This window comes from Pseudomonas fluorescens, from assembly GCF_002837185.1.
Lineage (GTDB): Bacteria > Pseudomonadota > Gammaproteobacteria > Pseudomonadales > Pseudomonadaceae > Aquipseudomonas > Aquipseudomonas fluorescens_AM.
On the sequence record NZ_KZ478004.1, the window covers coordinates 46,958 to 59,131 of the forward strand.

The 12,174-nt window shown below is 59.1% G+C and carries 11 protein-coding genes and 2 pseudogenes; 6 read left to right on the plus strand and 7 right to left on the minus strand.

Features of this window, described 5'->3' with window-relative positions:
- Positions 1–53: 53 nt before the first annotated feature.
- A complete protein-coding gene (locus CIB54_RS18345; protein ID WP_101220576.1) occupies positions 54–797 on the plus strand; it encodes an SDR family oxidoreductase in 744 nt (247 codons plus the stop codon).
- 181 nt (positions 798–978) lie between these two features.
- On the opposite strand, the gene CIB54_RS18350 is transcribed toward CIB54_RS18345, so the two are convergent.
- The 4 genes from CIB54_RS18350 to CIB54_RS18365 are packed head-to-tail and all read right to left on the minus strand — an operon-like array spanning position 979 to position 2,933.
- Complete coding sequence (locus CIB54_RS18350; protein WP_101220577.1) at positions 979–1,557, minus strand: flavin reductase family protein; 579 nt, start codon at positions 1,555–1,557, stop codon at positions 979–981.
- 56 nt (positions 1,558–1,613) lie between these two features.
- On the minus strand, positions 1,614–2,063 hold the full coding sequence (locus CIB54_RS18355; protein WP_101220578.1) for an SRPBCC family protein: 450 nt from the start codon (positions 2,061–2,063) through the stop codon (positions 1,614–1,616).
- A gap of 44 nt (positions 2,064–2,107) precedes the next feature.
- Complete coding sequence (locus CIB54_RS18360) at positions 2,108–2,494, minus strand: nuclear transport factor 2 family protein (protein ID WP_101220579.1); 387 nt, start codon at positions 2,492–2,494, stop codon at positions 2,108–2,110.
- Positions 2,495–2,549: 55 nt separating this feature from the next.
- Complete coding sequence (locus tag CIB54_RS18365) at positions 2,550–2,933, minus strand: nuclear transport factor 2 family protein (RefSeq protein WP_101220580.1); 384 nt, start codon at positions 2,931–2,933, stop codon at positions 2,550–2,552.
- 706 nt (positions 2,934–3,639) lie between these two features.
- On the opposite strand from CIB54_RS18365, the gene CIB54_RS27360 reads away from it, so the two are divergent.
- Positions 3,640–3,777 carry a hypothetical protein gene (locus CIB54_RS27360; protein ID WP_157829741.1) on the plus strand — a complete coding sequence of 46 codons (138 nt, stop codon included), beginning with the start codon at positions 3,640–3,642 and terminating at the stop codon, positions 3,775–3,777.
- 268 nt (positions 3,778–4,045) lie between these two features.
- Here the strand turns inward: CIB54_RS27360 and CIB54_RS18380 are convergent, their stop codons facing one another.
- Positions 4,046–4,960 (minus strand): LysR family transcriptional regulator, encoded by a 915-nt coding sequence (locus tag CIB54_RS18380; RefSeq protein ID WP_101220581.1) that lies wholly within the window; start codon positions 4,958–4,960, stop codon positions 4,046–4,048.
- A 269-nt stretch (positions 4,961–5,229) separates the two neighbouring features.
- Between CIB54_RS18380 and CIB54_RS18385 the strand changes: the two genes are divergently transcribed.
- The 4 genes from CIB54_RS18385 (at position 5,230) to pgm (ending at position 11,568) form a co-directional block, all read left to right on the plus strand.
- Positions 5,230–6,252 (plus strand): zinc-dependent alcohol dehydrogenase family protein, encoded by a 1,023-nt coding sequence (locus CIB54_RS18385; protein WP_065953441.1) that lies wholly within the window; start codon positions 5,230–5,232, stop codon positions 6,250–6,252.
- A 702-nt stretch (positions 6,253–6,954) separates the two neighbouring features.
- Positions 6,955–8,379 (plus strand): hypothetical protein, encoded by a 1,425-nt coding sequence (locus tag CIB54_RS18390; protein ID WP_101220582.1) that lies wholly within the window; start codon positions 6,955–6,957, stop codon positions 8,377–8,379.
- 34 nt (positions 8,380–8,413) lie between these two features.
- A complete protein-coding gene (locus CIB54_RS18395) occupies positions 8,414–9,817 on the plus strand; it encodes an aminotransferase-like domain-containing protein (protein WP_101220583.1) in 1,404 nt (467 codons plus the stop codon).
- 107 nt (positions 9,818–9,924) lie between these two features.
- On the plus strand, positions 9,925–11,568 hold the full coding sequence (pgm, locus tag CIB54_RS18400; protein WP_065953443.1) for a phosphoglucomutase (alpha-D-glucose-1,6-bisphosphate-dependent): 1,644 nt from the start codon (positions 9,925–9,927) through the stop codon (positions 11,566–11,568).
- 133 nt (positions 11,569–11,701) lie between these two features.
- Here the strand turns inward: pgm and CIB54_RS18405 are convergent.
- Positions 11,702–11,860, minus strand: a pseudogene (locus CIB54_RS18405) (hypothetical protein); the annotation flags it as partial.
- Between the two features lie 149 nt (positions 11,861–12,009).
- A pseudogene (locus CIB54_RS27365) lies at positions 12,010–12,174 on the minus strand (hypothetical protein); the annotation flags it as partial.

The window sequence follows — 12,174 nt, forward strand, 5'->3', positions numbered from 1 at the left end:
TAACCCCAAAAACTGCCCTCACAGACGGGCAGTTACCAACGAGAGGAACGCCCATGAACTATCTGCAGAGTAAAACCGCGATCATTACTGGCGCATCGTCCGGCCTGGGTGCTGCATCGGCACGTGCCTTGTCCGAGAAAGGCGTTCGAATTGTCGCGGCGGCCCTGGACCAGCAAGGCCTGGACGCCATCGTCAGCGAGCTGAAAAGCAAGGGCGGTGAAGCAGTAGGTCGCGTCAGCGACGTTACCAATCCTGAGGACATGAAAGCGCTCGCGCAATTTGCTCAGGACTCTTTCGGTTCGGTGGATATCCTGATCAACAACGCAGGCTTGATGCTGTTTTCCAACTGGGTCGACCTGGCCACCGATGATTGGGAAAAGATGATCAACGTGAACATCAAAGGCTACCTGCATGGTATCGCAGCGGTGTTGCCGTTCATGTTGAAACAGAAGTCGGGCCAGATCCTGAATATGGATTCGGTTGCCGGTCACCAGGTCGGGCCTGCTGCGGGAATCTACAGCGCCACCAAGTTCTTCGTGCAGGCCATGACTGAGTCGATGCGCAAAGAGTTGGGCGTGCAGCACGGCATCCGTGTCAACACGGTCAGTCCGGGTGTGATCAACACCGGTTGGGCCGATAAAGTCACCGACCCGGCAGGCCGTAAAGCGGCTCAAGAGCTGAATAAAATCGCAATCTCGCCGGACGATATCGGTCGCGCAGTGGTGTACGCACTAAATCAGCCCGAAAACGTCACCGTCAACGACCTGATCATTTCGCCGACCCGTCAGGATTGGTAAGTCATAGGCGTTGAAATCACCCAGCCCAGGCACCGGCGCAACGCCGTGTGCCTGGGCGTTACAGGATCCGTCCTGTCTCCTACCGCATGCCCCAAGTCGCGCTCTACGGCCCGGTACCCTGCGCATTACTGATGCTGGGTAACCGCCTGGGGCCAGGCACCGAGCCTCGGTTGAAACTGCACTAGATCACTGATGGGGTTAGCGCTTCGCCGATCGCATAAAAGTGCCCGCCTGCGATGTAGTGCAGGCTACGAAAATCCGGGTGCGCACGCTCAAAGTGCCAATGGCCGTCGCTGAATACCCGTGTGTCGGCCCAGGCAGCGACGACCTCACCGATAAACAGGTCGTAGGTCGACTGATTGTGCGGTTCGGGCAATAGTTTGCACACAAGCCAGGCCGAGCAGCCGGCCACGAATGGCGCGTCATGGCCGCTGATACTGAACAGCTCGACGCCGCTATGAGCCAGCTTCTGTGGATCTTCCTGCAGGCTGACGCTGCCGACATCGCGGGTCAATTGCAGTTGTGCCACGGTTGGAACCTGAATCACAAAGAGGCCGCTACGCTCTACCAGTTCGCGGGTCTTGGCGATCTTGTCCAGTACCACAGTGACTTTGGGCGGTGAGAAATCCAATGCACAGGCCCATGCCGCGGCCATCACATTTCGAGTCTCCTCGTGTTGAGCAGATACCAGCACGGTGGGGCCGTGGTTGATCAGCCGATAGGCTTTTTCAAGCGGCACTTCGGCAATGTGGTCGTGCATCCTAACTCCTGAAAAATTGAACCCCGCATCCATTGCTGGAGCGGGGTAGGGCACATTTATGCTGTGGCGGTTTGGTTCAGGTAAACCTGGAGACTTTCATGCCCGCCGACAATGAGCGACTCGATGGTCGAGGTCCATTGCCCCTCTGGGTCAGGCTCGCGCGTATCGAAGGTCGCAGACCACACAATCACGGCTTCGTCTTTGCCAGTCAACGGGATCAGGCGCACGGTCAACACGTAGTTGTCGACAGGCAGTGGCGCTTCAACGAAACGGTAGGAGAACTGCAGATTCACCGCGTCTACCGACAACAACTGCTCGCGCAGAATGGCGCCATCCTGCAACGTCAGCCGGCGGATGCAGCCGACCAGACCGTCCGGCTGACCGTCTTCTATGACGCTCTGTGGGATCGCCGGATGCCATTGGCTGATTTTCCCGAAGCGCTTGAGTACATCCCAAACGCGCTCGGCGCCGCCGTCTACAACGGCGCTGTATTCAACTTTTGCCATGATTCATCACCTTGAGAAACATCATTGCGTTCAAGCCGCTCGGATCAGCCTTCGAACTGGTGATAAACCTTGGCGATCACTTTCCAGGTGCCGTCGATTTTGATCAGCGTCAGGTAATCGTTGTAGTCGGCGCCAATCGCGTCCTTTTCCATGTCCACACGTACCACGGCGGTGGTTGGGGTGATCGCCAGCACGTCCAGGCGTGTGCTGATATCCGGGGCTTTGCCATGGGTGCGGACGAAGTCGAACAGGTTGCTGATCGGGCCGCCCAACAGTTTGCCGTTGGTGAAGCCGTACATCACCGCTTCCTTGTGGAAGGCCTGCTCCAGCACTTCCGGGCTGCCGGCACGCAGGCCGTCTGCGTATTGCTGGGCCACGGCGACAACGGCGTTGTAGTCCTGGGTGGGTACTGCTTTGATGTTTTTGCTCATGGTCAAACTCCATTGCATGGTTTTGGCGCCAATGGGGCGCGGTTCAAGCGGTGGGTTAAGGAGCAACGTGGGTGTGGTAGATCTTGCTGATGACGGTCCACTTGCCATCAACCTTCAGCAGGTTGAAGAAATCGGTGAAGCAGAAGCCGGAGATGTCATTGGTATCGATACGTGCGCTGGCGGCGGTGCCGACGATATCGACGTTGACGATGGCGCCTTTGGCTTCCGGTGAAGGGCGGAAGGCGCTGTCGATGATGTCGAACAGCCCCTGGATCGGGCCACCGGTCAGTTGACCTTCGCCATCCACGCCAAAGATAGTGGCCTGCTCGCTGAAGGCAGGTTTCATAAGGCTGCTTTTGGCTTGCTTGCCACCTTCGTTATAGTGGTTCAGTACCGTGACGATGGCGTTGTAGTCTTCGACATAAGTTGGGTGGCTCATGGTGTTACTCCTAGTTTGAAGAGGGTTGAAGAAGGGCTTGGTTGATTGCTTTGGTACGAAGGCAACCCGTGCGCACCACAAATCTCGCGGCATACAGCGCAATTCCGCGGACGCCGAGCGAGCGAATAATCTCGGTCCAATGCGCGATGTTGTGCGCGGCCAGGTCTAGCACGTTGCCTATTCCATTCTTTTCGGTCGGTCGGCTGGGGATGATTACCGTCCAACACATCACTGAAGGCTAATTAAATAGCGAGCGCTACATATTGATTGTATTCTATAGCGATCACTACAGTTAGTGGCAAGAAATTTGCTGTCGGTGTTGGCGAAGTGCGAAGTGGATGCCCGACGGTGTCGCCAATATTCGATGGCCGCATGGCCGCATGGGCGAACCATGACGCCAAAGCTTTGCGCACAGGGCACCTGCTTCTACAGCTCTGCGGGCACCTTCAGCTTTTTGGATAGGTGCGAGATCACCAAGGCGGTCGTTAATGACGCCCATCTACCTTTCAATCTGGGATGGACGTAACTGCGCAACTGTCGAGCCTTTGAGCACCGTCAAGGGGCGCTACGACCTTGAGGTAGCGGGCACTCAGGGGGTGCTCAACCTGCGCCATGGCGCAGAGGCGGAACGGAGAATCGGCGATTTAAAACGGCAGGAGACTTCGCGCATTCATACCCGAAAGGCGATGAGCGTGTGGTGTGCTGAGTGGCCGAAGCCTTGTCTATCGCGCAACAGCGCAATACGTGCATCTTGATCAACTCGCATCTGCTGCAATGGAGCGACAACCATGACGACGCCCTGCGCATTTGTGAGCGACTCAATCACCCCAAGCTGGGCCTCTGATTCATGCCAGTGTCCATGTGATCACCTTCGGCCGCGCGGAGTTTTCCCAGGTAGTCCTGGAGGCGTTTGCCCTTTTGCAAGACCGGGTCTTGCTGCGCGGCCTCAACCGCAAGAAACTCATTGGCCTCAGGCTGGGGGCATCCTCTTCAAACCATCCAAAGCATGCCCTCAGATATGCCCCCAATGTAGCAATCCACTGGAAGTGAATGGAGCTCCATGGGGGGTTGAAAGCCAGAAATGATCAGCCGAACAGCCTGCCAAACGAAACCTAAAGACTTTCAGGATCGCCAAAAAACATCTGAATCCGCGACCTCAACCACCGTTCCCCCGGATCATTATCCTGCGACCCGCGCCAGGCCATATGCAGCTCGAACGAGCGCACCGGCAGCGGCGGGTCTTCGGCGCGCAGGCCACCCGCCGAGGTGAGGGCGTCGGCGGCGTAATCGGGCACGGTGGCGAGGATATCGGTGCCTGCCAGTAACGTCCCCAGCCCGTTGAACTGGGGGACGGCCAGCACCACGTGGCGTTTGCGCCCGAGTTTTTCCAGTTCTTCATCGATAAACCCGCTCAGGTCGCCGGCGAACGACACCAGGGCATGCGGCCTTGCGCAGAAGTCGTCCAGGCTCAATGAGCCGGGTACGCTGTCGGCGCGCAGCAGTTTCGGCAGGCTGCGGCGCAGTACCTTGCGCTTGGCGTTGGCCGGCAGCTCGGCGGTATAGCTGACGCCGATGGAAATCTCACCTGAAGCGAGCAGGCCGGGCATCAGGATGTAGTTGACGCGACGCACCACCAGCACGATGCCGGGCGCTTCGGCGCGCAGGCGCTTGAGCAGTTGTGGCAGCAGGGCGAATTCCACGTCGTCGGACAGGCCGATGCGGAAGACTGCGGTGCTGGTGGCCGGGTCGAACTCGGCGGCGCGGCTGACGGCGGTGGAGATCGAGTCCAGCGCCGGGGAGAGCAGGGCGAAGATTTCCACGGCGCGGGCCGTCGGCTCCATGCTGCGCCCGGTGCGTACGAACAGTGGGTCGTCAAACAGCCCGCGCAGGCGTGACAAGGCCGCACTGATGGCCGGCTGGCCGAGAAACAGTTTCTCGGCGGCACGGGTCACACTGCGCTCATGCATCAAGGTTTCGAATACGATCAAGAGGTTAAGGTCGACACGACGCAGGTCGTTACGGTTCATCTTGTGTCCTGGAAGAGTCAGCGAACTTGACGAGAGTGGCCATATCAAGAACCTCCAGGGTTCCACTCTGAAGCATGACCGGCATGAATCTTACGGGTAAAGGCTGGTACTCTGCACCGGATAATTGAGTTTTCCTACGTTAGCTGAGGTCTATTCCTCACATGCGGAATCAATGACAGACATGTCGACTATTAATAGCGACCTGTGGTCTTACCCGTAAAGCCCAGATAGAGTTCATGGCATTAGAGGTTACTTTGACGAGGTTTGCGATGTCCCGCACGATTCGTTTTCACAAGTTTGGTCCGGCCGAGGTGCTCAAATGCGAAGAGCATGCAGCCGCGCAGCCCGCACCGGGCGAAGTGCAGGTGCGTGTCGACGCGATTGGTATCAGCTGGTACGACATTCTGTGGCGCCAGAACCTGGCGTCGTCCCATGCACGTCTGCCGTCGGGCCTTGGTCATGAAATGGCGGGTGTGGTGGTCGCGTTGGGCGACGGCGTGGACGACTTGGCGGTGGGCGACAAGGTCGCCAGTTTCCCCGCCGAAAGCCCTAACGATTACCCGGTGTATGGCGAGCAGATCGTCCTGCCGCGGTCGGCCCTGACCCGTTACCCGGATGTCTTGAGCCCCATTGAAGCCAGCGTGCATTACACGCCGCTGTTGATTGCCTATTTTGCTTATATGGACCTGGCACGGGTCAAACCCGGGCAGTTCGCCCTGGTGACCGATGCCAGTCACTGCGCCGGGCCTTCGTTTGTGCAGTTGGGCAAAGCCTTGGGTGTACGCGTGATTGCCGCGACCAAAGACAGCGACGAGCGCGAGTACCTGCTGTCCCTTGGGGCGGAAAAAGTAATCGTCACCGAAGAGCAGGACCTGCTCATGCAAATCAACAAAATCACTGGTGATCGTGGCGTCGATGTGGTGTTCGATGGCCTCGGCGGGCCACAGATGTCGTTGCTCGGCGATGTGCTGGCGCCACGCGGCAGCCTGGTGTTGTATGGCCTGCAAGGCGGTAACCAGACGCCATTCCCCGCCTGTGCGGCGTTCCAGAAGAATATTCAGTTTTTTGTGCATTGCATCGGCAACTTCACTGGTAAGCCGGAGCTGGGCATCATTCAGGACCAGGTGGCGTTGCAACGTGCCTTGCGTGATATCAATCAACTGACTGCCGACCGGGTACTGGTACCGCTGAAAACCACGGTGTTTCCGTTCAGCCAGTTCGTCGAAGCCCATCGCTACATGGACGAATGCCCGTGCCGTGAACGGGTTGCGTTGCAGGTTGAAGCTGTTTGAGCTGTAGGAGTATTCGCAAATGAATGCTCAAGCGTCTGCGCGGATACGGCAGATGCGCCATTTGTCAGGGCTTAACCCGCGCCAGGGTTGAGCCGCTCCGAGGGCGTTGCGCCCCCGTAAACAATACCTTTGGCCCTTACGCCGCCCTGAAATCCAGCGCGGCGCTGTCGTGTGGGCGTTACTGAAGTTCACACCGCGGATCATCTGAACTGCTTTCCTGCGTTGTTCTGTATCTATTAATCATTGTTTGAGCGCCGATAATTGTGGCTTCACCATCATCTCAAGGATTGAGCAATGATTAGCTATTGCACATTACTGTCCCGCATCAGCGAACTAACCAAGCGATACCCTGGCTGCCGAAAAGCACTCAGAACATCCGACCTTGTTGCCAGAAGCAGGATTAAGTGGGTGATTTAATATTTGTCAGAAGTTTCGCTAGTTTATTAGTTAAATCGCTGTAGGAAGTTGTCGGAATATTCCTAGGATGTGCGACCTGGCCACACAGGGCCTTGGACTTTCGCGTCTGCGCGCAGGTTTGGTTGTACACGGCTCAGGTGCCTGCCCGGTGATTTTGTTGCCAGGTGCTAGTGTTTAATCATCTTTGTGCGCTCCAGGGGAACACAAGCCTACAGATGTAATGGGTCAAGCAACGACATTAAAAAGTTGCTTTGAAACTGATATTTCAACTCAGGTAGTAGAACGATGAGCGCAATTCACGAACAAGCCATGAACTATGTTTACCAGCAAGTTCTGCAACGTTTGATGGGGCACTTCACGCGCGCCGAAAGGACTGCACTCCAATTGTTGATCCAGCGAATAGTGGTGGCAGCAGGCGGCATGGAACAAGTGGCTAACTACAAAGTGTTGATCGCCCACGGCGGCGGCGAGGTCAGCAGTTACACCCTGGCGCTGCTGCGGGCGGCGCAGTTGAGCATCGCTGGCCGTGCGCCCAAGACTTTTCACCTGCGGGTAGCGACGCTGCGGCATGCCGGGATGACACAGGCAACGCTTGACGGTCTGAATGAGGGCTACAGCGCACTGTTTTTCCACGATGATCCTCGCGTGGAGCTGTTGATGGTGGAAAACCAGGAGGTGCAACCTTTCCATCATCAGCGGCCCGCATCCAGCGTTGGCCGTGAGGTCAGCCAGCGCAATATGCTGATGATCGGGCACCTGACGTCCGGGGATGTCCGCGCGACGCTGTGCAACGATACTTACCTGGCCCTGGGGGATTTCTACCAGCGCGTCAGCACGTGGAACGGCGGCGTGCACGCCGTGGTCAGTGGTGACTCGCCGCGCAAGCAAAGCCAATACCTGGCCTGGCTCAAGCGCGCGGCACTGGGCGCGGGCGTCACTGTCCCGCCGCGTAGGCCCGCGTCGCTCAATATTCTGTTCGCGCGCATGCAGGAGTGGAGCACCGGTTGCTACCGCGACCTCTATGGCGAGCAATTCGTGGAGGTCGACAGCCCTGGCCGTGGCGGGCATCGCCATTTGGCCCATATCGGGGTGGCCGATCTGCTCGACGAGGTCGATATCGCCTCGGCACCGCTGCTTATCGAGTTCCTGGCCCACAAGTCGGACCCGTTCGACTTTCACTTCAGCCATCCTGACTATCCCAACCCGCTGCTCATGGCACACCTGCATGGGCTGCAGGCCCAGTGCCTGCGGGAGTTGTCGTACGAGGAGGGCGTTGAAGCATTTGTGCATCAGGCAAGGGATGCGATGGGCCGCCGACAAATCCCGCAGAGCCTGATCGACGAGATGAGCAGTCACGATGGGCGCGTGTTGTCGACGACCTACGCCAGGGAATTCTTTGGCCTGGACCAGGGCCAACTGACTTGCCTGTTGTTCTCCCCCTTCATTCATCACGGCGAGCGCCTGGAGGGTTACCTGCGTCAATGCCACCCCGGCATGCTGGTGGGGCTTCCCGAATTGCATAAGGCGTTGCAGGGCAAGCCCGCTGCGGACATGCTGCAGCAATGGCTGATTGACACCAGTGGCTTGCCATTGCCTCTTCTGCAGCACTTGTACCGCAAGCGGCCGCTACAGGCGGGCCGTAGCGCCCAGGCACGCAAACGCCGCGGAGCGCGGGTGCAGGCGCAGATTGCGCAGTTGTCGGGACGTTAAGCGTGCCGGTACGTGCAAGCCCGGGTGGACGCTCATGAAGCTGCGAGGAGAGCGGCAAGCTGATTTTGCCTATCAGGCGGTGTACCGCTACATGATCAACCTGATCAACGAAGTCAGCCTTGAAACACCGGTAAAGTTGCCTTCTCTGCGGCAACTGTCGACCCGGTTGAAAGTGTCGATCTCGACGATTCAGTACGCTTACTCGATATTGGAGAAAGAGGGGCGGATCTACTCCGTGGCCAAGTCAGGCTACTTTGCCTGGCCGGTGGCCGCCAACGCACAAATGACGACCGATGCCGATTTGCTTGAGCGCCTGTATGCGGCAACGCGGCGGCCAGCCATGGTGGTGCTCAGCGGCGATGAACCGACGCTGCTGGGCTCACTGGATGGCGCATTGCTGACGCTGGAGCGCCAACTGATCCGCCGTTACCCGCACCACCTGCAAACTCGCTGGCAACCCTCTGGCGTCTGGGAGCTGCGCGCGGCGCTGGCGGCAAGGTATACCTCGTCGCCCACGCGTTGCTGGCAGGCGGATGAGGTGTATATCGGAGCCGACTTGCGCGGTGTCCTGGAGATCCTGATTGACGCCCTGAGCCTCAAGGACACGGTAGTGGTTGTCGAGTCACCCTGCGATTATCGGGTCTTGCGCCTGTTGCAGGGCGCGGGCGTACGGGTCATCGAATTGCCTTGGCAGGCCGATGGCCACTTCGATTTGACTGCCTTTGAACACCTGCTGCGTCACGAGCCGGTGCATCTGGTGCTGCTGTCGTCGGGGGTGAGCATGCCGTCAGGCAGCGTGTTGTCGCTGCAGGAGCGGTTACAGGTGGCGCACCTGCTGGATCGCTACGGTTGCTGGCTGCTGGAGAATGACACCTTCGGCGAACTGAGCTTCGTACCGTCCCCAACGGCCCTGCGCGATCTGGTCAGCCCCGAGCGATTGATGGTGTTTTCGTCACTCGAAAAGATCCTCGGTCCGGAAGCACCGTTTGGTTTTGTACTGTCGCGGCAACTGAGCAGCCAATTGCAGCGCCAGTTTTTGTTGCGCGCATTCCGTGTGTCGTCGATCCGCCAGCGGGCCATTGCCCGCTTGTACGAAAGCGGGCGGTTTGACCAGCACTTGCAGACGTTACGCCAACGGCTAGGCGAACAAGCGCAGGCCATGAGTCATCGTCTGGATGTGCGTCTGGAGGGCCGGGTGAGCTACCGAATGCCGGGCGCCGGCGCCAGTTTCTGGTTGCAGTCGACGGCGGCGGTGGATATGCATCAGGTGTTCCAGCGCATGGTGACGCAACAGGTGGTGATCGCCCCCGGTGAGCTGTTCAGCCTCTGCGGCCTGCATCACCAGCATATGCGCCTGAGTCATGCATTCAGCGGTCATCCGAACCTGGACATCGCCCTGGACACGTTGGCCGGGGCGCTGCAGCAGGCACAGGTCTGACAGGTGTGAAATTTCTACATCAGTTGTGGGATCGATACCGTCGCGCAGTAGTCCAAGTCCCCGTAAACTGTCATTTTTCCGAATACTCATTTTTCCGAGGTTTATGCATGACTATCAGTCCTTTTGCGGGCAAGCCGGCACCAGCCCAGTTGCTGGTGGATATCCCGCGACTGGTCACGGCCTACTACACCGGCCAGCCTGATGCAGCGATCTCCACCCAACGCGTGGCGTTCGGTACCTCCGGTCATCGTGGCAGTTCGTTCGAGCTGAGCTTCAACGAATGGCATGTGCTTGCGATCAGTCAGGCTATCTGCCTGTACCGCGAGGCCCAGGGCATCGACGGCCCGCTGTTTGTCGGCCTGGACACCCACGCACTGTCGACGCCGGCCGGCGCCAGTGCGTTGGAAGTGCTCGCCGCGAACGGCGTGCACGTCATGCTCGCCGAAGGCGACGAATACACGCCGACGCCGGCGATTTCCCACGCCATCATCTGCTACAACCGTGGCCGCACCAGCGGCCTGGCCGACGGTATCGTGATCACGCCGTCCCACAACCCGCCGCAAAGTGGTGGCTACAAGTACAACCCGCCTAACGGTGGCCCGGCCGACACCCATGTCACCAAGTGGATCGAAGCCAAGGCCAACGAACTGCTGGCCAACAAGCTCGCCGGGGTCAAGCGCATCACTCACGCCCAGGCGCTCAAGGCCGATACCACCCACCGCCATGATTACCTCAACAGCTACGTGGCCGACCTGGTCAACGTGATCGACATGGATGCCATCCGCAGCGCCGGTTTGCGCCTGGGCGTCGATCCGCTGGGCGGAGCAGGGGTGCGTTACTGGTCGGCGATTGCCGAACACTACCGGCTGAACCTGGACGTGGTGAACACCGAAGTCGACGCGACCTTCCGCTTCATGAGTGTCGACTGGGACGGCCAGATCCGCATGGACCCGTCTTCCAGCTACGCCATGCAAGGCCTGATCGGTCTCAAGGAGCGCTTCGATGTGGCGTTTGCCTGCGACCCTGACCATGACCGTCACGGCATCGTGACCCCGTCCGGCGGGTTGTTGGCGCCGAATAACTACCTGGCGGTGTCCATCGACTACCTGTTCCAGAATCGCCCCGAGTGGCGCGCCGATGCGGCCGTGGGCAAAACCGTGGTCAGCAGCGGCCTGATCGATCGAGTGGCCGCGCGTATCGGCCGTCGTTTGTACGAAGTGCCGGTGGGCTTCAAGTGGTTTGCCGATGGCTTGTTTGAGGGTTCGCTGGGGTTCGGTGGCGAAGAAAGCGCCGGGGCCTCGTTCCTGCGCAAGGACGGTACCGTCTGGAGCACCGACAAGGACGGCCTGATCCCGGCCCTGCTCGCCGCGGAAATGACCTCGCGCAAGGGCCAGGACCCAAGCCAGCTCTATCGCGGCCTGACCGACGCTCTCGGTGAGCCGTTTGCCATCCGCGTCGATGCCAAGGCCACGCCAGCGCAAAAGGCCTTGCTGGGCAAACTGTCGCCGCAGCAGGTCACGTCCACGCAATTGGCCGGGGAGAGCATCCAGCAGGTCCTCAGCCATGCGCCAGGCAACAACCAGGCCATCGGCGGCTTGAAAGTCATGACCGAAAACGGCTGGTTCGCCGCACGTCCATCGGGCACCGAGGACATCTACAAGATCTACGCCGAGAGCTTTATCGGCGAAGATCACCTCAAGCAGCTGGTGCAAGAGGCCCAAGTGCTGGTAGACGGAGCCATCTCGGAGTAACTGACACCCCAGAGATTGAAATGTGAGAGGGGGCTTGCTCCCGATTGCGCTGTGTCAGTCGATGTATTCGATGCTGATCCACCGCCATCGGGGGCAAGCCCCCTCTCACATTAGATGCCAGCGTGGCTTGAGGTCAGGCTAAGTCGACCAGCACAATCTCACTGTTTTCAATCGCCGTCACCTGCAACACCTGCTCATCGGCAACCGCCACACCGTCTCGAGCGTGCGCACGCACGCCATTGACTTCAATCGTCCCGGTTGCCGGCACCAGGTACGCTCGGCGCTCGCTGTCCAGACGATACCCGTCAAACTGACACCCTGAGATCAAATGTGAGAGGGGGCTTGCCCCCGATTGCGCTGTATCAGTCGATGTATTCGATGCTGATCCACCGCCATCGGGGGCAAGCCCCCTCCCACATTAGATGCCAGCGTGGCTTGAGGTCAGGCTAAGTCGACCAGCACAATCTCACTGTTTTCAATCGCCGTCACCTGCAACACCTGCTCATCGGCAACCGCCACACCGTCTCGAGCGTGCGCACGCACGCCATTGACTTCAATCGTCCCGGTTGCCGGCACCAGGTACGCTCGGCGCCCGCTGTCCAGACG